Source organism: Kitasatospora sp. NPDC094028, assembly GCF_049543595.1.
Classification (GTDB): Bacteria; Actinomycetota; Actinomycetes; order Streptomycetales; family Streptomycetaceae; genus Kitasatospora.
Map to the genome: position 1 here is coordinate 16747 of NZ_JBMVFA010000012.1, position 18910 is coordinate 35656.

21 protein-coding genes are annotated in these 18910 nt (G+C 74.6%); 10 read left to right on the forward strand and 11 right to left on the reverse strand.

What is annotated here, in order from left to right; translation table 11 throughout:
• Nucleotides 1-155: 155 nt before the first annotated feature.
• Nucleotides 156-938 carry an SGNH/GDSL hydrolase family protein gene (locus tag ACPC54_RS19605; protein WP_498966289.1) on the reverse strand — a complete coding sequence of 261 codons (783 nt, stop codon included), beginning with the start codon at nucleotides 936-938 and terminating at the stop codon, nucleotides 156-158.
• Between the two features lie 258 nt (nucleotides 939-1196).
• Here ACPC54_RS19605 and ddaH point away from each other — a divergent pair, with 258 nt between their 5' ends.
• Nucleotides 1197-2033 carry a dimethylargininase gene (ddaH, locus tag ACPC54_RS19610; protein WP_498966290.1) on the forward strand — a complete coding sequence of 279 codons (837 nt, stop codon included), beginning with the start codon at nucleotides 1197-1199 and terminating at the stop codon, nucleotides 2031-2033.
• Here the strand turns inward: ddaH and ACPC54_RS19615 are convergent, their stop codons facing one another.
• The 5 genes from ACPC54_RS19615 to ACPC54_RS19635 all read right to left on the reverse strand — a co-directional run bounded on the left by ACPC54_RS19615 (nucleotide 2034) and on the right by ACPC54_RS19635 (nucleotide 6675).
• Nucleotides 2034-2678, reverse strand: coding sequence for a LutC/YkgG family protein (locus tag ACPC54_RS19615; RefSeq protein ID WP_498966292.1), 645 nt, complete (start codon nucleotides 2676-2678; stop codon nucleotides 2034-2036).
• Nucleotides 2675-4126, reverse strand: coding sequence for a lactate utilization protein B (locus ACPC54_RS19620; protein WP_498966293.1), 1452 nt, complete (start codon nucleotides 4124-4126; stop codon nucleotides 2675-2677). Before ACPC54_RS19620 ends, ACPC54_RS19615 begins: the two co-directional genes overlap by 4 nt.
• The gene (locus tag ACPC54_RS19625; RefSeq protein WP_498966294.1) at nucleotides 4123-4884 is read right to left on the reverse strand and encodes a (Fe-S)-binding protein; all 762 of its coding nucleotides are present in this window, start codon (nucleotides 4882-4884) and stop codon (nucleotides 4123-4125) included. The genes ACPC54_RS19620 and ACPC54_RS19625 overlap by 4 nt, the downstream gene beginning before the upstream one ends.
• Nucleotides 4885-4976: 92 nt before the next feature.
• Nucleotides 4977-6155: a globin domain-containing protein gene (locus ACPC54_RS19630; protein ID WP_498966295.1), complete on the reverse strand. Its 1179-nt coding sequence runs from the start codon at nucleotides 6153-6155 to the stop codon at nucleotides 4977-4979.
• A gap of 76 nt (nucleotides 6156-6231) precedes the next feature.
• Complete coding sequence (locus ACPC54_RS19635; RefSeq protein WP_498966296.1) at nucleotides 6232-6675, reverse strand: RrF2 family transcriptional regulator; 444 nt, start codon at nucleotides 6673-6675, stop codon at nucleotides 6232-6234.
• Nucleotides 6676-6822: 147 nt separating this feature from the next.
• Between ACPC54_RS19635 and ACPC54_RS19640 the strand changes: the two genes are divergently transcribed.
• Complete coding sequence (locus ACPC54_RS19640) at nucleotides 6823-7470, forward strand: helix-turn-helix transcriptional regulator (RefSeq protein WP_498966298.1); 648 nt, start codon at nucleotides 6823-6825, stop codon at nucleotides 7468-7470.
• Nucleotides 7467-8597 (forward strand): aminotransferase class I/II-fold pyridoxal phosphate-dependent enzyme, encoded by a 1131-nt coding sequence (locus tag ACPC54_RS19645; RefSeq protein WP_498966299.1) that lies wholly within the window; start codon nucleotides 7467-7469, stop codon nucleotides 8595-8597. Before ACPC54_RS19640 ends, ACPC54_RS19645 begins: the two co-directional genes overlap by 4 nt.
• A 124-nt stretch (nucleotides 8598-8721) precedes the next feature.
• Here ACPC54_RS19645 and ACPC54_RS19650 read toward each other — a convergent pair whose 3' ends face one another.
• Complete coding sequence (locus ACPC54_RS19650) at nucleotides 8722-9504, reverse strand: glucosamine-6-phosphate deaminase (RefSeq protein ID WP_498966300.1); 783 nt, start codon at nucleotides 9502-9504, stop codon at nucleotides 8722-8724.
• 279 nt (nucleotides 9505-9783) lie between these two features.
• The gene (locus ACPC54_RS19655; RefSeq protein ID WP_498966302.1) at nucleotides 9784-10191 is read right to left on the reverse strand and encodes a hypothetical protein; all 408 of its coding nucleotides are present in this window, start codon (nucleotides 10189-10191) and stop codon (nucleotides 9784-9786) included.
• A 368-nt stretch (nucleotides 10192-10559) separates the two neighbouring features.
• Here ACPC54_RS19655 and ACPC54_RS19660 point away from each other — a divergent pair, with 368 nt between their 5' ends.
• Nucleotides 10560-11660, forward strand: coding sequence for a calcium:cation antiporter (locus ACPC54_RS19660; protein ID WP_498966303.1), 1101 nt, complete (start codon nucleotides 10560-10562; stop codon nucleotides 11658-11660).
• A 155-nt stretch (nucleotides 11661-11815) separates the two neighbouring features.
• Here the strand turns inward: ACPC54_RS19660 and ACPC54_RS19665 are convergent, their stop codons facing one another.
• Nucleotides 11816-12880: an LPXTG cell wall anchor domain-containing protein gene (locus tag ACPC54_RS19665; RefSeq protein ID WP_498966304.1), complete on the reverse strand. Its 1065-nt coding sequence runs from the start codon at nucleotides 12878-12880 to the stop codon at nucleotides 11816-11818.
• Nucleotides 12881-13309: 429 nt separating this feature from the next.
• Between ACPC54_RS19665 and ACPC54_RS19670 the strand changes: the two genes are divergently transcribed.
• Together ACPC54_RS19670 and ACPC54_RS19675 are read left to right on the forward strand one after the other, a co-directional pair.
• Nucleotides 13310-14629: a geranylgeranyl reductase family protein gene (locus tag ACPC54_RS19670; RefSeq protein WP_498966306.1), complete on the forward strand. Its 1320-nt coding sequence runs from the start codon at nucleotides 13310-13312 to the stop codon at nucleotides 14627-14629.
• 106 nt (nucleotides 14630-14735) lie between these two features.
• Nucleotides 14736-15293, forward strand: coding sequence for a histidine phosphatase family protein (locus tag ACPC54_RS19675; protein ID WP_498966308.1), 558 nt, complete (start codon nucleotides 14736-14738; stop codon nucleotides 15291-15293).
• On the opposite strand, the gene ACPC54_RS19680 is transcribed toward ACPC54_RS19675, so the two are convergent.
• Both ACPC54_RS19680 and ACPC54_RS19685 read right to left on the reverse strand, forming a co-directional pair.
• A complete protein-coding gene (locus ACPC54_RS19680) occupies nucleotides 15290-15946 on the reverse strand; it encodes a TMEM175 family protein (protein WP_498966309.1) in 657 nt (218 codons plus the stop codon). The two genes, ACPC54_RS19675 and ACPC54_RS19680, sit on opposite strands and share 4 nt — an antisense overlap.
• A 42-nt stretch (nucleotides 15947-15988) precedes the next feature.
• Nucleotides 15989-16585: a hypothetical protein gene (locus ACPC54_RS19685; RefSeq protein ID WP_498966310.1), complete on the reverse strand. Its 597-nt coding sequence runs from the start codon at nucleotides 16583-16585 to the stop codon at nucleotides 15989-15991.
• Nucleotides 16586-16940: 355 nt separating this feature from the next.
• Between ACPC54_RS19685 and ACPC54_RS19690 the strand changes: the two genes are divergently transcribed.
• The 4 genes from ACPC54_RS19690 (at nucleotide 16941) to ACPC54_RS19705 (ending at nucleotide 18822) form a co-directional block, all read left to right on the forward strand.
• Nucleotides 16941-17396: an HAD family hydrolase gene (locus tag ACPC54_RS19690; protein ID WP_498966312.1), complete on the forward strand. Its 456-nt coding sequence runs from the start codon at nucleotides 16941-16943 to the stop codon at nucleotides 17394-17396.
• 66 nt (nucleotides 17397-17462) lie between these two features.
• Nucleotides 17463-17909: a hypothetical protein gene (locus tag ACPC54_RS19695; protein ID WP_498966313.1), complete on the forward strand. Its 447-nt coding sequence runs from the start codon at nucleotides 17463-17465 to the stop codon at nucleotides 17907-17909.
• A 1-nt stretch (nucleotide 17910) separates the two neighbouring features.
• Entirely contained in the window at nucleotides 17911-18210 is a 300-nt protein-coding gene (locus ACPC54_RS19700; RefSeq protein WP_498966314.1) for a PRC-barrel domain containing protein, read from the forward strand.
• A gap of 24 nt (nucleotides 18211-18234) precedes the next feature.
• Nucleotides 18235-18822: a type 1 glutamine amidotransferase domain-containing protein gene (locus ACPC54_RS19705; RefSeq protein ID WP_498966315.1), complete on the forward strand. Its 588-nt coding sequence runs from the start codon at nucleotides 18235-18237 to the stop codon at nucleotides 18820-18822.
• Nucleotides 18823-18910 lie beyond the last annotated feature (88 nt).

The following is an 18910-nucleotide window of genomic DNA, read 5'->3' on the forward strand; positions in this document are numbered from 1 at the left end:
CCCCACCCTGTTGGTGGCGCCGCCGCCCGGTCACTTGTCGTTTTTTTTCCGCGCCCCGGGGGGGGGGGGGCCCGGGCCCGGGGGGGGCCGGGGGGGGGGGCGGGGGGGGGCGGCCCGGGGCGGGCCCGCCCCACCCCGATCAGGCTGACGGATCGTCAGAGTGGCAGCAGCTCGGGCCGCTTGGCCTCGACGTGGTCCCCGGAGGACTCGCCGCGCAGGCGCCGGCCGACCCAGGGGATGAGGTGCTCGCGGGCCCACTGGATGTTCTCCCGCCGCTGGTCGGCGGGGGACAGCACGGGCACCGCGGGCCACGGGGCCTCCGGGTCCTGCTCGGTGTACAGGCCGAGCGAGCGGGCGGCCAGCAGGGCGACCCGCTGGTGGCCCTCCGGGGACAGGTGGAGCCGGTCCTCGCTCCAGGCCTGGCGGTCCTGCACCGAGCGCAGCGACCACAGGTCGGCGACCTTGCAGTCGTAGCGGTCGGCGACGGCCCGCATGTGCCCGTTGTAGGTGGCGATCTTCCCGCGCAGGTGCTTGAGCAGCGTCATCTCGCGGGTGTCGAAGCCGGTGCAGATCAGCACCGTCCCGGCGCTGGCGGCGAGTCGGGCGACGGCGGACTCGAAGCGCTCGGCCACCTCGTCGGGGTCGCTGCCGGGGCGCAGGATGTCGTTGCCGCCGGCGCAGAAGGTGACCAGGTCGGGCCGGAGGCGCTCGACCTGCGGCACCTGCTCGGCGACGATCTGGTCCAGCAGCCGGCCGCGCACGGCCAGGTTGGCGTAGCGGAACTGGTCCTGCGGCCGTCCGGCGGCGAGCAGCCCGGCGAGCCGGTCGGCCCAGCCGGCGAAGGCGCCGCCGACACCGGGGTCGTTCAGGCCCTCGGTGAAGCTGTCGCCGAGCGCGGCGTAGGAACTGAGGTCAAGGGTCTCCTGGAGGTGCGGCATGAAAGAGATGGTTCACCCAATCAAGTGACCTACGCCACCGTAGGTGACCCTGGCGGAACGTGAGATGGACCACGTACCCTCTGCGGCCCCTGCCCGGTGGTGCGGCCGGCCCGGCCGTGCGCCGGGGCCCGCGCCGGGTGCGCGGGGGGTTGCGCCCGGCGGGGGCGCTCGCGCGGGTGTGCGAACGCCGGCGCCGGGGCAGCCGCCCCTGGAACGGATCGAAACCCGAACTCTCCACTCCCAAGGACGGTTGAGGACATGCCCAGCCAGACCCCGGAGCGCACCGCCCGGCCGCGGCGCTACCTGATGTGCCGGCCGACCCACTTCACCGTGAACTACGCCATCAACCCCTGGATGGACCCGGCGCAGCCCACCGACACCGCGCTCGCCGTCCGCCAGTGGGAGGAGCTGTACCGGACGTACCGCCGCTTCGGCCACACCGTCGAGCTGATCGAGCCGGTGCCCGGCCTGCCCGACATGGTGTACGCCGCCAACGGCGCGACGGTGCTGGACGGCCGCGCGCTGGTGGCGAGCTTCCGCCACCCGGAGCGCGCCGCCGAGTCCGAGGCCTACCAGGCCTGGTTCCGCGCGCGCGGCTACCGCGAGGTGCGCCGGGCCGGGCACGTCAACGAGGGCGAGGGCGACCACCTGGTGGCGGGCGGCCGGGTGCTCGCGGGGACGGGCTTTCGCACCTCGCGGGCCGCGCACGCGGAGGCCGCCCGGATGTTCGGTGTCCCGGTGATCAGCCTGACCCTGGTCGACCCGCGCTTCTACCACCTGGACACCGCGCTCGCGGTGCTCTCCGACGACCACGTCATGTACTACCCGGAGGCCTTCGACGCGGACGGCCGGGCGGCGCTGCGCACCCTGTTCCCGGACGCGATCCTCGCCGACCGGGAGGACGCCGAGGCGTTCGGGCTGAACGCGGTCTCGGACGGCCGCCGGGTGCTGCTGCCCGAGGCGGCGAAGAACCTCGCGGGCCGCCTCGCCGAGCACGGCTACCAGCCCGTCCCGGTGGACGTCTCCGAGCTGCTGAAGGGCGGCGGCGGCGCGAAGTGCTGCACCCTGGAGCTCAGGCCGGAGCTCGGGCCGTGATCACGAGGGGGTGACCAGCAGCACCTCCAGGGTGCGCGGCCCGTGCACCCCCTCGACCCGGTCGAGTTCGATGTCGCTGGTCGCGGACGGCCCCGAGATCCAGGTCTGCGGCCGCCCCGGGTCCAGGCGCGGCAGCGCGAGCGGCACCGAGGCGACGACCTGCCCGGGCGACCGGACCACGCACAGGTGGTGGTCGGGGACGAGGGTGAGCAGCCGGCGGCCCTGCCCGGGGCCCGCGTCGAGCACGATCGTGCCGGTCTCGGCGATCGCGAGGGCGCAGCCGGTGAGCACGCTGTCCACGGCGTCGAGCCGGGCGGCGGTGAGCGTGCCGTCGTCCGGCACCCGCTCGACGCCGGGGGCGTCCGCGAGCCACCCGGCCGGCAGGTCGGCCGGCACGGCGACCGTGCGGCTGCCGCGCTTCGCCAGCAACCCGGCGATCAGGGTGGGCAGTTCGGCCTCCGTGCAGCGGTGCACCAGGGCCCGGTAGTCGGCCAGGTTGTGGTGCAGCAGGTCGAGCAGCGCGGCCGGGTCGTCCGCCGGGCCGTGCGCGGTCGAGTACCGGCGTTCCAGGGGCGGTTCGGCCGTGTCGCGGACGTCCGCGAGCGCGGCCCGGATCCGGCCGAGGATCGACTCCCGTGCGTTCATGTCCGGTTCCTCCGCCACCAGTCGCGGAACGGTTCGGCCGGGACCTCCGGCAGGTCCCGGCTGTCGGTCCAGGCCCGGCCGGGCCCGGGCAGCCGGCGCGGGTGCAGGGCGCGGGTGCGCCCGGCCAGCCGTTCGGCGGCGGCGAGCGCCGCCGGGTGGTCCAGCACGTACCCGGCGGCGGCGATCGCCGCCCGTTCCAGCCGGTGCCCGGCGCCGCCCTGCTCGGCGACCCGCTCGCGCAGGTGCACCAGCACCTCGGGGATGTCGATGGCGACCGGGCACACCTCGTAGCAGGCCCCGCACAGCGAGGAGGCGTACGGCAGCGAGGCGTCCACCGCGCTCGCGGTGCCGTGGAGTTGGGGCGTCAGGATGGCGCCGATCGGGCCCGGGTAGACGGAGCCGTAGGCGTGCCCGCCGGCCCGCTCGTACACCGGGCAGACGTTGAGGCAGGCGGAGCAGCGGATGCAGCGCAGCGCCTGGCGGCCGACCCGGTCGGCGAGCGCGGCGGTGCGGCCGTTGTCGAGCAGCACCAGGTGGAACTCGGTCGGGCCGTCGCCGTCGGAAGCTCCCGCCCCGGTCCCCGCCCCCGCCCCCGTCCCCGTCCAGAGCGAGGTGTACGGGTTCATCCGCTCGGCGGTGGAGGAACGGGGGAGCAGTTGGAGGAAGACCTCCAGGTCCCGCCAGCTCGGCACCACCTTCTCGATGCCGACCACGGAGATCAGCGTGCGCGGCAGGGTGAGGCACATCCGGCCGTTGCCCTCGGACTCGACGACGACCAGGGTGCCGGTCTCGGCGACCATGAAGTTGGCGCCGGAGACGGCGACCCGGGCCCGCAGGAACTTCTCCCGCAGGTGCAGCCGGGCGGCCTCGGCGAGTTCGGCGGGGGAGTCGGTCAGGCCCTCGGGCGCGGGGCGGCCCCAGGCGGCCATCCGTTCGGCGAAGATCTCCCGGATCTCGGCCCGGTTGCGGTGGATGGCCGGCACCAGGATGTGCGAGGGCCGGTCCTCGCCCAACTGGACGATCAGTTCGGCGAGATCGGTCTCGTAGGCGGTGATGCCCTCGGCGGCGAGGGCCTCGTTCAGCCCGATCTCCTGGGTGGCCATCGACTTGACCTTGACGACCTCCGTCTCGCCGGTGGCGTGCACCAGCCCGGCGACGATCCGGTTGGCCTCCTCGGCGTCGCCCGCCCAGTGCACGGTGCCCCCGGCCGCCGTGACGGCCTCCTCCAACTGCACCAGGTAGCGGTCGAGATGGCGCAGCGTGTGGTCCTTGATCGCCTTGCCGGCGGCGCGCAGCTCGGCCCAGTCGTCGAGTTCGGCGACGGCGGCGGCCCGCTTGTCCCGGATGGTGTGGGTGGCGTGCCGCAGGTTGGCGCGCAGCCGCTCGTCCCGGACGGCGCCGGCGGCGGCCTGCGGGAAGGCGGGCAGGCCGAGGAACGTGGCGCTCATGCGGGCCTCCAGGGGTGTTCCTCGGTGCTGGCCAGGATCTCGGCGAGGTGGACGGGCCGCAGCGGTGCGCCCTGCCGGGTGATCATCCCGCCGAGGTGGAGCAGGCAGGAGTTGTCGGCGCCGCACAGCACCCGGGCGCCGGTGCCGAGCGCGTTCGCGATCTTGTCCTCGCCCATCGCGGCGGAGACGGCCGCGTTCTTGACGGCGAAGGTGCCGCCGAAGCCGCAGCACTCGTCGGCGCCGGGCAGTTCCCGCAGTTCCAGGCCCCGGACGGCCCGCAGCAGGCGCAGCGGCCGTTCGCCGAGGCCGAGCAGTCGCAGGCCGTGGCAGGACGGGTGGTAGGTGACGGTGTGCGGGAAGTACGCGCCGACGTCCTCGACGCCGAGCACTTCGGTGAGGAACTCGGTGAGTTCGTACGTCCGGGGCGCCAGGTCGGCGGCCGCTTCGGCGAGGGCGTTCCCGCGCCGCTCGGCGGCGGCCAGGGCCCCGATCCGCGGGTAGTTGTCGCGGACCATCGCCACGCAGGAGCCCGAGGGCGTCACCACGTGGTCGTACCCGGCGAAGGCCTCGGCGGTGCGGCGGACCAGCGGTTCGCAGGCCCGCCGGTAGCCGGTGTTGTACTGCGGCTGCCCGCAGCAGGTCTGCCCGGCGGGGAAGTCGACGTCCACGCCGAGGCGTTCGAGCAGCCGGACGGTGGCCACGGCCGTCCCCGGGAACAGCGCGTCGTTGACGCAGGTGGCGAACAGCGCGACCCGCAATCGGGGCTCCCTCCGGTCGACTCGTGCCACTGAGGCACCGGTTCGCCCGCGATCGTAGCGAGCGGACCGGTGCCTGCGGGGGAAAACGGGTCTCAGACCAGCCAGAGGTCCGGCCCGAACACCTCGTAGTGGATGGCGGCGGCGGGGACGCCCGCCGTCAGCAGCTGCTCGCGGACGTTCTTGAGGAAGGGCAGCGGCCCGCACAGGTAGGCGGTGGTGCCGGCCGGGACCTCGACGGTCGACAGGTCGACCAGGCCGGTGCGCTCGGCCGGCCAGGAGCCGAGCGGCTGCTCGTAGAAGACGTGCGCGACGGCGTCGGGCAGCTGGGCGGTCAGCTGCGCCAGGTCGGCGCGGAAGGCGTGGCCGAGCTGGTCGCGGTCGCCGTGCACGGAGATCACCCGGCGGGTGGAGCCGGTGGCGGCGAGGTGGGCGAGCATCGCGGTCATCGGGCTGTTGCCGATGCCGGCGGAGGCGAGCAGGACCGGGCCGTCGCCCTCGGCGAGCGAGATGTCGCCCAGCGGCGGGGCCAGTTCGACGGTGTCGCCGGTGTGCAGGTGCTCGTACAGGTGGGTGGAGACCTCGCCGCCGGCCTCGCGCTTGACGCTGAAGCGCAGCGCGCCGTCGGCCGTGCCGGACAGGCTGTACTGGCGGATCTGGTGGGCGCCGTCCGCGAGTTCGGTGCGCACCGACACGTACTGGCCGGGGCGGGCGGCCGGGACGGGGCCGCCGTCGGCGGGGCGGACGACGTAGCTGGTGACGGCCTCGGTCTCCTGGTGGCGGGTGACGACGGTGTAGGGGCGCCACAGGTCGGCCGGGTCGCCGCCGGCGGCCGCCTCGGTGCGCAGCCGGCCCTCGACGGCGATCAGCCCGTTGGCCATCAGCCAGTAGACCTCGTCCCAGGCGGCCGCGACCTCGGGGGTGACGGCCGCGCCGAGCACCTCGACGATGGCGGCGAACAGGTGCTCGTGGACGATCTTGTACTGGTCGTCGGCGATGCCGACCGAGACGTGCTTGTGGGCGATGCGCGCCAGCATCGCGTCCGGCCGCTGGTCGGGGTGGGCGATCAGCGCGCTCGCGAAGGCGGCTATCGAGCCGGCCAGCGCCTCGCGCTGGGTGCCGTTGGCCTGGTTGCCCCGGTTGAACAGGTCGCGCAGCAGCTCCGGGTGCGCGGCGAACAGCCGGTCGTAGAAGCGCGGGGTGATGTCACCGATCGCGGCGCCCACGACGGGCAGGGTGGCCTCGATGACCTCGGCGGACTTCGCGGACAGCATCAGACGACTCCTCATCGGTATTTCAGATTCGCATTAAAGGGCGCGGTGGATGACCGGTCGCCCCGGGGGTGCGGGATCAGTCGGCGGGTCGGGCGGTGAGGCCGAGCAGCACCGGCCCGGTGGGCGGGGCCACCAGGTCGTCGATGCAGAGCGGGTCGAGCGAGGCGAAGAACGCCTCCTGGGCGCCCCGCAGGGCCCCGCGCAGCCGGCACGCGGCCCGCAGCGGGCAGGGCGGGTCGTCCTCGCAGCCGACCACGTCGCCGACCCCCTCCAGCTCGCGGAGCAGCAGCCCCAGTGAGCCGGTCCGGCCGGCGAAGGTGAGCGTCAGCCCGCCGCCGCGACCGCGCCGGGCCTCCACCACCCCGAGGTGCTGCAGCCGGCTGACCACCTTCGCCGCGTGGGTGTACGGCACGCCGACCGACTCGGCCACCTCGCGGGTGGTCGGGTGGTCGCCCTCCTTCAGGACGGCCAGTCGCATGGCGATCCGGAGGGCGATGTCGGTGCTCTTGGTCAGCCTCACGTTCGGAACGCTATCGAATGCGACTCCACGACTCCAATTTCCTGCACGCCTGGTTCCGAAGCTGATCGGATCCGGTCGAACGGCGGCCCGCCCGGATGAAACGTCCGGACTGGACGAAACGTCCGAGCCGGACGTACAGTCCGAAGCATGAGTGAGGAATCCGCCGACCCCCGCGTGCGCACCTGGGCCCCGGTCTGCCGCGCGGTCGCGCTGCTGCTCGGCCCGTACGCCGAGGTCGTCCTGCACGACCCGGACACCGACCGGGTCCTGGCGATCTGGAACCCGATGGGCTCGCGCGCGCCGGGCGACCCCTCGCTGCTGGGCGAGCTGGACGGGCTGGACCCGTCCGCGCGGGACGTGTTCGGTCCGTACGAGAAGGTGCTCGCGGACGGGCGGCGGCTGTCCTCGGTCAGCGCCGTGCTGCGCGAGCCGGACGGGAAGGCCGTCGCGGTGCTGTGCGTCAACCTCGACCGCACACCGCTGGAGCAGGCGGCCGCCGTGCTGTCCGCGTTCGGCGCCCCGACGACGCCCCGGCCGGAGCCGCTGTTCGAGCAGGACTGGAACGAGCGCGTCCAGCACGTCGTCGGCGGGTACGTGCGCGAGTCCGGCCGCCCCGTCGAGCGGCTGACCCGCGCCGACCGGCTGGCCGTCCTGGCCCGGCTGGAGGAGGCCGGGGTCTTCGCCGTACGCCGCGCCACCCCCGTCGTCGCCGCCGCCCTGCGGGTCTCCCGCTCCACCCTCTACGGCCTGCTGGCCGAACTCCGCACTCCCGGCACGAAGGACCACACGCCATGACCCGCCTGCCCGACTTCCGGCTCGAAACCTACTTCTCCCGCTGGGAGTTCACCGCCCGGCACCACCTCACCGCCTCCGACGCGCAGACCATGACCATGGCCGACCTCCTCGCGCTGGCCGGCCCCGAGGACCGCGAGGCCTGGGACACCCTCAGCCTCGGCTACACCGAGACCTTCGGCGACCCGGTCCTGCGCCGGGCGATCGCCGGCATGTACGAGCAGGTCGACGCCGACGACGTGGTCTGCTTCGGCGGGGCGCAGGAGGGCCTCAACCTCGCCATGCAGGTGCTGCTCGAACCCGGCGACCACGCCGTGGTGCTCACCCCCAACTACCAGTCCGCCGAGACCATCCCGCTCTCCCTCTGCGAGGTCACCGGCGTCGCGCTGGACGAGGACGACGACTGGGCGCTCGACCTCGACGCCGTCGAGGCGGCGCTGCGCCCGAACACCAGGGTGCTGTCCGTCAACTTCCCGAACAACCCCACCGGCAAGCTGATCGACGCCGCCGACTTCACCCGCCTCGTCGAGCTGTGCGAGGAACGCGGCATCCGGCTGTTCTCGGACGAGGTCTACCGCGGCCTGGAGCGCGACCCGGCCCGCGCCCTGCCGCAGGCCGCCGACCTCTCCGCGCGCGCCCTCTCGCTCAACGTCACCTCCAAGTCGCTCGGCCTGCCCGGCCTGCGGATCGGCTGGATCGCCTGCCGGGACGGGGAGTTGCGCTCCCGGTTGGAGCGGGCCAAGCACTACACCACGATCTGCAACTCGGCGCCGAGCGAGGTGCTGGCCCGGATCGCGATCACCGCCCGGGAGCGGATCTGGGCGCGCAACCGCGCCGTCATCACCGAGAACCTGCCGCAGTTCGACGCGTTCTTCGCGGAGTTCGCCGACCTGTTCGACTGGCGCGCCCCCGACGCCGGCTGCGTCGCCTACCCCCGCTACCTCGGCCCGGACGGCGTCGAGACCTTCTGCACCGACCTGGTCCAGCAGGCCGGCGTCCTCCTGCTGCCCGCGAGCATGTACCGCTCCGAGCTGACGCCCTCGCCCGCCGACCGCTTCCGCATCGGCATCGGCCGCCGCGACCCGGCCCCGGCACTGGAGGCCTTCGCCGCCTGGCTCCGCAAGCGCTGACCGGGCCGGAACCACGACCCGGTGAACTCCGGTGCGCGGCAGCCGCGTTCCGTCCGAGCGTGCCGGGGACCGCGACAGCCGCAGGTCGGGTGACCTGCGGCTGTCGTGAGGGGGCCGGGGAGGCTCAGAGCCTCTGCCAGGCCGGCTTGGCGGCGTAGGTGTCGCGGAAGTAGTCGGCGAGCTTGAGCTTCGAGGCGGCGGCCTCGTCGACCACCACGGTGGCGTGCTGGTGCAGCTGCAGCGCGGAGGCGGGGACGGCGGCGGCGAGCGGGCCCTCCACGGCGAGGGCGACGGCGTCGGCCTTGGCCGCGCCGGTGGCGAGCAGCACCAGGTGGCGGGCCTCCAGGATGGTGCCGATGCCCTGGGTGATGACGTGGTGCGGCACCTCGTCGAGGCTGTCGAAGAAGCGCGCGTTGTCCTCGCGGGTCTGCCGGGTCAGGGTCTTGATCCGGGTGCGGGAGGAGAGCGAGGAGCAGGGCTCGTTGAAGCCGATGTGCCCGTCGGTGCCGATGCCGAGCAGCTGGAGGTCGACGCCGCCGGCCTCGGCCAGCGCGCGGTCGTAGGCGGTGGCGGCGGCCGCGATGTCGGCGGCGTTGCCGTCCGGGCCGAGGAAGGAGGCCTCGGTCAGGCCGAGCGGCTCGACGACCTCGCGCAGCACGACCGAGCGGTACGACTCGGGGTGGCCGGCGGGCAGGCCGACGTACTCGTCCAGCTGGCAGATCCGGGCCCGGGAGGCGTCCAGCCGGCCGTCGCCGACCCGTGCGGCCAGGGACTGGTAGATCGGCAGCGGCGTGGAGCCGGTGGCCACGCCGAGCAGCGCGTCGGGCTTGTCGGTCAGCAGATCGGTGATCGCCGCGGCGATGAGTTCGCCGGCCGCTGCGGGGTCAGGGACGATCACGATTTCCATACTGGCTCCACCGTTCTGGGGCGTGGCTGAAGGTCTAGACCTCCGAGGTCTAGACCAGTTTGCCGTGAACGGGGGCCCCAGGTCCACCCGGGTCCGGTGGTCGGACGTTCGCGGCGCTCCCGGCGTTCTCCCTGGTGGCGCGGTGTGCGGCGAACCGGTCGCGGCGGCCGGCCGGCCCGGGTGGGTGGGCCGGCCGCCGGGTTGCGGGCTCCGGCGGCCGGCCCTGGGGGAGGGGGCACAGCCGCCCCCGGTCCGCGGGTGTTCTCAACCGGCTTGCGGTCAGAACGGGTTGGTACAGGTGGTGACCTGCCGCTCGGCCTCGAAGGCCGGGCCGGCGGTCGCGCAGACGATCCGCGGGCCGGTGGCGGTGACGCGCGGGGTCACGGCCTCGGCCGAGCCGTACCGGACGGTGGTCGCGGAGGCGACGGCCTCCCACGGGCTGCCCCAGGCGGCCTGGGTGCGGATCTCGACCCGGACGACGGTCAACTGGTTCGGATCGGCGCTCACCCGGGCGACGCCGACGATGCCCTCGCCGTCCGCCTCGTGCGAGAGGCACGGGTGGTTGACCATCGCGGTGCAGGCCGTGGTGCCGGGCAGGGCGGTGGCGGTGGCGGCCGTGGCCGGGGTGGCGGCCAGTCCGGCTATCCCTGCCACCGTCAGCATCACGGCTGCGATCCGAGCGCGCATGTTATGAACCTCCTTGGAAACGAAGGGAATCTCACTCCTTGGGATGAGTCTTACACGGGGAGTGCGCGAATGCCCACTGTGTGTTGCGTCACACCCATGGTGACGGTTCAACTACATCCTGCAACCGTTCTCCGGATGTTCGGCATGCGGACAACTCGACGCCCGGCCGGTGATCGGTTCGTCTGCGTGCGGTCGCCCTCCGGCGGTTGCCGTTCATCGGACGACCGTGCGAGCGCGGGGCCCGAAACCGGCCAACCTGCCGCACCCTCCGGAGCGGACGGACGAAACAGGATGAGTTGTCCCACATCCCCACGAATCACGGCGCGGGCACCCGGATGACGGCCCCCCGGTCTGGGATCCTCGGGCGCATGATCACGAAGCTCCGCGCGGCCGCCGCGCAATGGACCGTCGTCGTTCCGGTGGTGTCGTTCGTCGTCCTCGTCCTGACCTGGCACGAAGACCTGCCCGGCTGGGTGGTGGGCGTGGTCGCCTGCTTCCTGATCGCGGCCGTGCTGTCCGCCGTGCACCACGCCGAGATCATCGCGCACTGGTCGGGGGAGCCGTACGGATCACTGGTGCTCGCGGTCGCGGTCACCGTGATCGAAGTCGCGCTGATCGTGACGCTGATGGCGGACGGTGGCGGAAAGTCCTCCACCCTCGCCCGCGACACCGTCTTCGCCGCCCTCATGATCACCTGCAACGGGATCCTCGGCCTGTCCATCCTGGTCTCGGCGATCAAGTACCGCACGGCGGTGTTCAACGCCGAGGGCACCGGCGCCGCCCTCGCCTGCATCGCCGCCCTCGCCACGCTCAGCCTGGTGCTGCCCACCTTCACCACCAGCTCGCCCGGCCCGCAGTTCTCGACCACCCAGCTCGCCTACGCCGCCACCGCCTCGCTCGTGGTGTACGGGCTGTTCGTCGCCACCCAGACCGTCCGGCACCGGGACTACTTCCTGTCCGTCACCCCCGAGGGCAGGGTGCTCGACGAGGAGGACCACGTCAGCCCGCCCACCCTGCGGGCCGCCGGCGTCAGCCTGCTGCTGCTCGGCATCGCCCTGGTCGCGGTGGTCGGCCTGGCCAAGGCCGTCTCGCCGACCATCGAGTCCGCCGTCGCCGACGCCGGGCTGCCGCAGGCCGTCGTCGGCGTGGTGATCGCCATGATGGTGCTGCTCCCGGAGACCATCGCGGCGCTGCGCGCGGCCGTCCGCAACCGGGTGCAGACCAGCCTCAACCTGGCCCTCGGCTCGGCCCTGGCCAGCATCGGCCTCACCATCCCGGCCGTGGCCGTCGCCTCCGCCTGGCTCCCCGGCCCGCTCGTCCTCGGCCTCGACCCGGCGCACATGGTGCTGCTCACCCTGACCGTGGTGCTCGGCACCCTCACCGTCATCCCGCGCCGGGCCACCCCGCTGCAGGGCGCCGTGCACCTGGCGGTGCTGGCGGGCTATGTGGTGCTGGCCTTGAACCCCTGATGGCGCCGCGCCCGTAGAGGAGAACGGAGAGCCCCTGGCCGGCCGCACGTGTGCGGGGCCAGGGGCTCAGTGGTGTCCCGGTTCTCCGGTGGCGCCACGGCTCAGACGCGGCGCCGTTCGGACCCGGGAGCCCGGCGCGTCAGGGAGGTGACGCGTCAGGAGGCGGTGCGGCGACGGCGGGTGTAGACCACCGTGCCCGCGCCGGCGGCCAGCAGCACGGTGCCGGCGCCCGCGTACAGCAGGGTGCCGTCGCTGCCGGTGGAGGCCAGCTTCTTGCCGTCCGAGATCGGGGTCACGGTCGGCACGGGCAGCTCGGCGGCCTTGGCCAGCGGCTGGTTCGGGTTGATCTCGGTGCCCGCCGGCGGGGTGGTCACCGGGACGGTGCCGGTCGGCTTGGTGGACGGGCCGGGCGTCGGGGCGCCGGTGGGCGCGCCGGTGGCGGGCGTGGTCGGCGCCGGGGTCGACGTCGCGGGGGTGGTCGGCTCCGTGGTCGGCTCGCCGGTCGGCGCCGGGGTGGTCGGCTCCGGGGTGCCGGTCGGCGTGGCGGTCGGCGCCGGGGTCTGCGACGGCGTGGTGGTGGGGGTCGGAGCCGCCGTGGGGGTCTTGGTCGGCGTGGGGGCGACGGTCGGCGTGCCGGACGGCGTCACGGTGGCGGACGGGGTCGGCGCGCCGGTCGGCGTCGGGGCGACGGTCGGGGTCGCGGACGGCGTCACCGTGGCCGAGGGGGTGCCGGTCGGCGTCCCGGTCGGCTTCGGGGTCTCGGCGCCGCAGTCGACCTTGAAGACCTTGTGCTTGGGGTTGTTGAGCTCCGGGGTCGCCGGCAGCTCGCCGTCGACCAGCTCGACGGACTGCCAGTACAGCTTGTACTGACCGTCCGGCAGGTGGATGTCCTCGGTGCGGACGTGCCCGTCCGCCAGGACCGGCAGCTGGCCGTACGCGACGGCGTACTCCTTGCCGTGGTCCTTCTTCGTGATGACCCAGAGCACGTCCTGGTTCGGGTCGAAGCCGAAGGAGTCCAGGTAGAACGAGCAGACCTTGGGCTCGTTGCGAGTGTCCTCCTGGCCGGTGCCGGAGTCGTGGATCTTCACGGTGCCGTTGTTGCCGGGGGCGCCCTTGCCGTTGCCGCCCGCGACGGCGTGGGCGGCGGGGGCGAGCAGCAGCAGCGCGGCGGCGGTCGGGGCGGCCACCAGGGAGCGTGCGGCGGTGGAGCGGAGGTGCATGGGTCTTCCATCGGGTACGGCAGGCCGGGACGAGCCTGGGCGGAAGGAGGGGGAGCCCCGGGCGTGCGGTCCTGCCGGGAGGCCGGCGCCGAACGACGGGAAGGGCACACAAGTTCCCGCAGTCGAACAATGTGGCGCAAGTGGCGTTTGGCCGGATTGTTTCGTTATGGCCGATTTGTTGCGAACAGTCCGCCACAACGATCCGATCACCCGGTTGTGTGCGAAACGTGCCCGTCGTGGGCACTTCAAGCGCATCCGGCCCGGGTGGCCGGTATTGGCCGGTCCGCGCCGCCGGTCCGCGTGTCGGGGGAGCGGTCCGGCGTCGCCGTTCTCTATCGTCCGTCTGGGACCGCCGAGCCCCCTGGTGCCGCTGTGGCGCGGCCGGCCCGTCCTCGCCCACCCAGCCCAGCCGACCCGCGGGAGTGCGCATTGCCCGGTCCAGAGCAGCCCGGTCCTGAGCAGGCGCCCGCCCCGGCCGCCCGGACGGCGGAGGAGGCCGACGTCATCGTGGTCGGCGCCGGCCCGTCCGGCTCCACCGCCGCCTACCACCTCGCCCGCGCCGGCCTGGACGTCCTGCTGCTGGAGAAGTCCGCCTTCCCCCGCGAGAAGGTCTGCGGCGACGGCCTCACCCCGCGCGCCGTCAAGCAGCTGACCGACATGGGCATCGACGTCTCCGAATCCGCCGGCTGGCTCCACAACAAGGGGCTGCGCCTCGTCGCCGGCCACCGCCGGCTGGAGTTCGACTGGCCCGACCTGTCCGCCTACCCCCCGTACGGACTCGTCCGCCGCCGCGCCGACTTCGACGAACTGCTCGCCCGCCGGGCCGCCTCGGCCGGCGCCCGGCTGATCGAACGCGCCAACGTGGCGGGCCCGTTGACCGACGAGCGGACCGGCCGCATCACCGGCGTCACCGCCCGGCTCGGCGAGGACCGCGAGCCCGCCGAGTACCGCGCCCCGCTCGTCCTCGCCGCCGACGGCAACTCCACCCGCCTCTCCGTCGCGATGAACCGCCACCGGCGCACCGACCGCGCCATGGGCGTCGCCTACCGCACCTACATCAAGACCCCGCGCCACGACGACCGCTACCTCGAAGCCTGGCTCGACCTGTACGACCCCACCGCGCACTCCCGCCGACGCCTCCTGCCCGGCTACGCCTGGGTGTTCGGCATGGGCGACGGCACCGCCAACGTCGGCCTCGGCGTCCTCGACACCGCCGGCGTCGACCTCGACTGGCGCGACCTGCTGCGCCGCTGGTGCGACCGGCTCCCGCCCGAGTACGGCTACACCCCCGAGGCCGTCACCGAACCCATCCGCGGCTCCGCCCTGCCCATGGGCCTCAACCGTGAACCCCACTACGCGGACGGCCTGTTGCTGATCGGCGACGCCGGCGGCACGGTCAGCCCCGCCACCGGCGAGGGCATCGCCTACGCCATGGAATCCGGCCGCTTCGCCGCCGAGACCGCCGTCCAGGCGCTCGCCCGACGCACCGACCGCGGCCGCGAACTCGCCCTGCGGGCCTACCCGCAGGCCCTGCGCTCCGCCTACGCCGGCTACTTCGCGCTCGGCCGGCTCGCCGCCGACCTGCTCGGCCGCCCCCGGCTGCTCGGCGCGGCCGGCGCCGCCGGGCTCGGCAACCCGGCGCTGCTCAAGGTCGCCTTCCGGCTCATGGTCAACCTCACCGAGCCCAACTCCAAGGACGCCCTCGACCGGCTGCTCCACCTCATCGGGCGGATCGCCCCCGGCCGCTGACCACGGGGGCGACCGACGCCGGACGGCGCCGAACGGTGTCGGCGCCCGCCCGCCGCGGCTTGCCGGGATCGGGGCACAACCGCCCGACCGACCGGGAGGAGTCCCGATGGCAGTGGAGATCGTCTACGAGACGCACGCGACCACCGTCGACAACGAGGCGGGCATCGCCACCGGGTGGCTCCCCGGCCGGCTCTCGGAACTGGGCCGGCGCCAGGCCGGGGAACTGGGCGAGCGGCGACGCGGCGACGGGCTGGCCGCCGTGTTCACCTCCGACCTCCACCGCGCCGTGGAGACGGCCGGGATCGCCTTCCCGGACGGCCGCCCCGCGATCCACCAGGACGTCCGGCTGCGCGAGTGCGACTACGGCCGGCTCAACGGCGCGCCGGCCGCCCTCATCGCCGCCCAGCGGACCGGACGGATCGACGACCCCTTCCCCGGCGGCCAGAGCTACCGCCAGGTCCTCACGGCCACCGAAGCGTTCCTGCGCGACCTGGCCACCCACTGGGACGGCCGGCGGATCCTGGTGATCGCCCACTCGGCCAACCGCTGGGCGCTGGACTGCCTGCTGACCGGCGCGTCCCTGGCGGACCTGCTCGCCGCGCCACCGCCCTGGCGCCCGGGCTGGTACTACACGCTCGACACCACGCTCCCGGACGGGTCCTAGTCGTCGGTCGGCCGGGCCCGGCGGGTGGCCGGGGCGAGCTGGTCGAAGCAGTAGTACAGGGCCAGCAGGGCGTGGGTGGAGAGCATCGCCACCGGGCTGGTGTAGGCCAGCGCCACGGTGAGGACGTAGCCGACGCCGCCGACGCCGAAGCGGCGCATCGCGGCGCGCCGGGCCGGCGCCGGGATGGGGGTGTGGAGCGCCCGGGCGTCGCGGGTGAAGGTGAGGAAGAGCAGCGAGAACGCGGCGCCCATGGCGACCATCGTCAGCGAGTACAGGGCGGCGGCGGTGTGGGCGTCGTCGGAGCGCGCCGTCAGGTAGGCCGCCAGCATCCGGGTCGGGTACGGGATCACCGACACCGTCAGGAGCAGCAGCAGGTTCGTGAAGAGCGTCAGCCGGTCGACCCGGCGGGCCAGCGCGCACATCGCGTGGTGGTTGATCCAGATGATGCCGATCACCAGGAAACTCACCAAGTACGCGAAGTAGGCCGGCCACTGGTGCCCGAGGGCGTCGGCGAGGCTCTGCCCGCCGAGCGCGTCCGCCTCGGGGACCTTCAGGTCCAGCACCAGCAGGGTGATCGCGATCGCGAACACCCCGTCGCTGAACGCCTCCAGACGGGCCGTGCTGAAGTCCGGCACCGCTTGCTCGGTGGTCATCTCGTCTCCCGGTCGGTTGCGGGCAGCTGCGGATCCTACCGGCTAGATCCGCAGCCCGATGACACCCCGGCCGCGCCGCCCGGCCTCGCCGACCACCTCGCCCCAGCCGGACAGCAGCCGGGCGAAGTCCTCGTAGCCCTCGATCCAGCCGCCCGGATCCGCGGCCAGGCGCCGGAACGGCTCGCGCAGCTCCGGCAGGGTGGCCGAGGCCGCCCGCCAGCACCGCTCCAGCCGGGCCACCGCCCCGGGCCCGGCGGCGACCAGCGGCCCGTACCGCTCGGTGCGGTCGTCGGCGGGGAACACCCCGGGCTCCACGTGCTCGGCGGCCTCCAGGCCGGGGCCGTACCAGACCAGCGGCAGCAGGAAGCCGTCCAGGGCCGCCCGCAGCCCCGGCCCGGCGCTGCCCCGGACCGTCCCCCACGCCTCCCCGGCCCGGACGTGCGGCTGGTACGACCCGCAGCTGCGGGCGAACTCGTACCGCCCCAGCCACGCGCGCTCCGGTTCGACCGGCCACACCCACCCGGCGTCGACGGACACGTCGTCGTACGCCGCCTCCTCCAGCGCCGCAAGCCGCGCGCCCGGCGCGATGCCCCGCAGGTGCGCCCAGTCGACGGCCAGGACGGTGATGTCCACTCCCATGCGGCGAGGTTAGCCCGAACCGATCAAGGCCGGGGCCCGGCCGCCGCCCGGGCGTGCGTGTGCCGGTGGGGGCGGCCGTGCGCCCGGCGTGCGCCTGCCGGGAAGCCGGCCACGGGTGAGGCTCCGCCGCGTCCCGGGCCGGGCGTCCGGGTGGCCTCCGGGGCCGGGTGGCGGGGCGACCGTGGCCGCCGTGCGGCACCGGCGGCGGGTGGGCCGGGGGCGGCTGCGGATTCGGTGCGGGAGGTGGGGCGGCAGGCTGCGCGGTGGGGCGGGGAGCGGCCTAACCTGGAAGGGCGCGTACGGTGCGTGGCCTGCGGGCCGGTGTGCCCGTGGGCCGTCGACGGGAGCGGTGGCCATGACGGTGATCTCGGCGGCTCTGTTCGGTACCGACTGGCGGCCCGGGCTGCCCGGCGGGGCCGCGCTGCTGCGCGAGTGCGCCGCCCGGGGTTGGACGGTGGTGCTGACCGGGCCGGGGCCGGCCGGGGCACCCGTGCTGACCGTCACCGATCCGGGGGCCGAGCCGCTGCGCGCCGCGCTGGCCCTGGTGGACGGCGCGCCGTCGCACGCCGTGGCCGTCGCCGGGAGCGTGCGCGAGGTGCTGGCGGCGCGGCGGGTCGGGGTGCCCTGCGTCGCCCTGGAGGCCGGTGGTGACGCCGGTCCGGAGCTGAGGGCGGCGGGAGCGGCCGAGGTCCACCGCGATGCCGCCGCCCTGCTGCGCGTCCTGGACGACAGCCTGCTCGCCCGCCCACGGGCCTTCGGCCGGGCGGGCGCCGGAACAGGAGCCGGAACAGGCGCCGCCCGGAGCGGTTAGCCCCGGCCCGTACCGGGCAACCGCCCGGGTGCGAGCACGTCACCGGAAGTGTCGGAGGTGACCGAGATGGACGGACCCGCGTTGAGCGGATGGGAACGGCGGCTGCTGGCCGAGATCGAGTCCGATCTGCGCCAGGACACCCGCCTGGACCGCAAGTTGAGCACCATGGGCGCCAAGCGGCCGAGCCGGATCGTCGGCGCGCTGTGCGGCGTCGGGCGCAGCGTGGGGCGTCGGCTGACGGCCGGGGTGGTGCTGACCGCCCTGGTGATGACCGCGATCTGCCTGAGCATCGGCGTGCGGACTCCGACCACCGCGGTCCTGGCCGCCCTCGGTGTGGTCTGGGCGGCGTCGGTGGCGGCCGCGGTGGCCGCCTCGGCGCTGCTGCGCCGGCGGGCCGGGCGGCGTCCGGCGGCCCCGGAGTCGGAGGAGGGGCGCGAGCAGCGGGAACGCGGGGAACAGGGGGAACGCAAGGAGGGCCGGGAGCGCCGGCCCTGGGACCGGCCGGAGGCGTGACATGACCGGCACCGAGCTGTGGGAGTACCGTCCGGGCGCCCATCCCGCCGCCGAACTCAGCCTGGTCGGGTACGAGGTGCGGGCCGTCGACGGCCCGCTCGGGCGGGTCGAGCAGGACACCGGCGACCATCTGCTGGTCGACGCGGAGCCCTGGGTGCCGGGCGCCCGGGTGCCGGTGGCGGTCGGCCTGGTCGCCCGGATCGACCACCTGGAGCGGATCGTCCACCTGGACTGCCCGCGGGCCCGGCTCAGCGCCACCCCGCCGGCCGCCGTCGACCTGACCACCCCGCATCCGCGCTGAGCGGTCGAGCCGCCGGAGTTTGCCGTGCGTTGGCCGTCCACCACCCTCACCGGCCGCACCGTCGCCTTCCTGGTCGCGCCGGACGGCGCCGAGCAGGTCGAGCTGACCTCGCCCTGGCAGGCGGTCGCCGAGTCCGGCGGCACGCCGCGCCTGCTGTCCACCGCCCCCGGGCGGGTCCGGACCGTCCACCACCGCGCCCCGGGTGACACCTTCGCCGTGGACGCCCTCGTCGGCGAGGCGGACCCGGCCGACTTCGACGGCCTGGTCCTGCCCGGCGGCGTCGCCAATCCCGATTACCTCCGGCTGGACCGGGCCGCCGTCGCCTACGTCCACGCCCACTGCGGCGCCGGCCGCCCGGTCGCCGCGATCTGCCACGCCGCCTGGACGCTGATCGAGGCCGACGCCGTCCGCGGCCGCACCCTGACCTCCTGGCCCAGCCTGCGCACCGACCTGGTCAACGCCGGCGCGCACTGGGTCGACGAGGCGGTGCACGTCTGCCACGACGGCCCCGGCCCGCTGGTCACCAGCCGCCGCCCCGCCGACCTGCCGCTGTTCGAGGACGCCCTGGTCGCCGAGTTCGCGCACGCGGCGGCGAAGCGGCGCCGGCGCTGAACCGGCGACGGTCCGGCGGCGGTCCGGCGTCCGGTCCGGTGGTGGTCCGTCAACTCCCTTGCGGGGATGGCCCGGAGAGGTCCGGCGC

What these genes read in the sequence shown, in the direction of transcription:
- ACPC54_RS19690 (WP_498966312.1), top strand. Translation starts at nt 16,941, where the DNA reads ATGACGGTGATCTCGGCGGCTCTGTTCGGTACCGACTGGCGGCCCGGG.
- ACPC54_RS19615 (WP_498966292.1), bottom strand. Translation starts at nt 2,678, where the DNA reads ATGAACGCACGGGAGTCGATCCTCGGCCGGATCCGGGCCGCGCTCGCG.
- ddaH (WP_498966290.1), top strand. Translation starts at nt 1,197, where the DNA reads ATGCCCAGCCAGACCCCGGAGCGCACCGCCCGGCCGCGGCGCTACCTG.
- ACPC54_RS19685 (WP_498966310.1), bottom strand. Translation starts at nt 16,585, where the DNA reads ATGGGAGTGGACATCACCGTCCTGGCCGTCGACTGGGCGCACCTGCGG.
- ACPC54_RS19700 (WP_498966314.1), top strand. Translation starts at nt 17,911, where the DNA reads ATGACCGGCACCGAGCTGTGGGAGTACCGTCCGGGCGCCCATCCCGCC.
- ACPC54_RS19620 (WP_498966293.1), bottom strand. Translation starts at nt 4,126, where the DNA reads ATGAGCGCCACGTTCCTCGGCCTGCCCGCCTTCCCGCAGGCCGCCGCC.
- ACPC54_RS19650 (WP_498966300.1), bottom strand. Translation starts at nt 9,504, where the DNA reads ATGGAAATCGTGATCGTCCCTGACCCCGCAGCGGCCGGCGAACTCATC.
- ACPC54_RS19660 (WP_498966303.1), top strand. Translation starts at nt 10,560, where the DNA reads ATGATCACGAAGCTCCGCGCGGCCGCCGCGCAATGGACCGTCGTCGTT.
- ACPC54_RS19675 (WP_498966308.1), top strand. Translation starts at nt 14,736, where the DNA reads ATGGCAGTGGAGATCGTCTACGAGACGCACGCGACCACCGTCGACAAC.
- ACPC54_RS19605 (WP_498966289.1), bottom strand. Translation starts at nt 938, where the DNA reads ATGCCGCACCTCCAGGAGACCCTTGACCTCAGTTCCTACGCCGCGCTC.
- ACPC54_RS19665 (WP_498966304.1), bottom strand. Translation starts at nt 12,880, where the DNA reads ATGCACCTCCGCTCCACCGCCGCACGCTCCCTGGTGGCCGCCCCGACC.
- ACPC54_RS19695 (WP_498966313.1), top strand. Translation starts at nt 17,463, where the DNA reads ATGGACGGACCCGCGTTGAGCGGATGGGAACGGCGGCTGCTGGCCGAG.
- ACPC54_RS19655 (WP_498966302.1), bottom strand. Translation starts at nt 10,191, where the DNA reads ATGCGCGCTCGGATCGCAGCCGTGATGCTGACGGTGGCAGGGATAGCC.
- ACPC54_RS19645 (WP_498966299.1), top strand. Translation starts at nt 7,467, where the DNA reads ATGACCCGCCTGCCCGACTTCCGGCTCGAAACCTACTTCTCCCGCTGG.
- ACPC54_RS19630 (WP_498966295.1), bottom strand. Translation starts at nt 6,155, where the DNA reads ATGCTGTCCGCGAAGTCCGCCGAGGTCATCGAGGCCACCCTGCCCGTC.
- ACPC54_RS19680 (WP_498966309.1), bottom strand. Translation starts at nt 15,946, where the DNA reads ATGACCACCGAGCAAGCGGTGCCGGACTTCAGCACGGCCCGTCTGGAG.
- ACPC54_RS19640 (WP_498966298.1), top strand. Translation starts at nt 6,823, where the DNA reads ATGAGTGAGGAATCCGCCGACCCCCGCGTGCGCACCTGGGCCCCGGTC.